A 692-nucleotide genomic window follows, 5' to 3' on the forward strand; every position below is an offset into this window, starting at 1 on the left:
TCGGGAAGACAGGATTCGAACCTGCGACCCCTTGGTCCCAAACCAAGTGCTCTACCAAGCTGAGCTACTTCCCGTTTATGGCGCGCCCGAGAGGAGTCGAACCCCTAACCTTTTGATCCGTAGTCAAACGCTCTATCCAATTGAGCTACGGGCGCTTMTTAAAATGAGCCATGAAGGACTCGAACCTTCGACCCTCTGATTAAAAGTCAGATGCTCTACCAACTGAGCTAATGGCTCGAAAAAATGGTGGAGGATGACGGGATCGAACCGCCGACCCCCTGCTTGTAAGGCAGGTGCTCTCCCAGCTGAGCTAATCCTCCAAAAAAAATCTATATAAGCGCTATAAACAGCGTTGTTTTCATTACTTATAATAGAATGTTCCAAATAAAAAACCCCTATGCTCTTTTACAAGAGGTTAATAAGGGTACTTATCATTGAATTGCCTGGCAACGTCCTACTCTCACAGGGACAAAGTCCCAACTACCATTGGCGCTAAAGAGCTTAACTTCCGTGTTCGGTATGGGAACGGGTGTGACCTCTTCGCTATCGCCACCAGACCTGTATCTCAATAATTAGTTGGTTGCGGGGACAGGATTTGAACCTGCGACCTTCGGGTTATGAGCCCGACGAGCTACCGAACTGCTCCACCCCGCGATGATAAAAAAGCAAAATAAAAATGCCTAGCGATGTCC

General features: G+C 47.9%; 5 tRNA genes and 1 rRNA gene. All 6 read right to left on the minus strand.

The features are described from left to right. A tRNA-Pro gene (locus AC1D0Y_RS29625) sits at positions 1 to 74 on the minus strand. Positions 75 to 78: 4 nt separating this feature from the next. Further along, a tRNA-Arg gene (locus AC1D0Y_RS29630) sits at positions 79 to 155 on the minus strand. Between the two features lie 9 nt (positions 156 to 164). Further along, a tRNA-Lys gene (locus AC1D0Y_RS29635) sits at positions 165 to 237 on the minus strand. 7 nt (positions 238 to 244) lie between these two features. Next, positions 245 to 320, minus strand: a tRNA-Val gene (locus tag AC1D0Y_RS29640). A 121-nt stretch (positions 321 to 441) separates the two neighbouring features. Beyond that, positions 442 to 557: ribosomal RNA gene (gene rrf, locus AC1D0Y_RS29645) — 5S ribosomal RNA — on the minus strand. A 20-nt stretch (positions 558 to 577) separates the two neighbouring features. Continuing rightward, a tRNA-Met gene (locus AC1D0Y_RS29650) sits at positions 578 to 654 on the minus strand. Positions 655 to 692: the final 38 nt, after the last annotated feature.

This window comes from Priestia sp. P1_B12_1 (genome assembly GCF_056406695.1).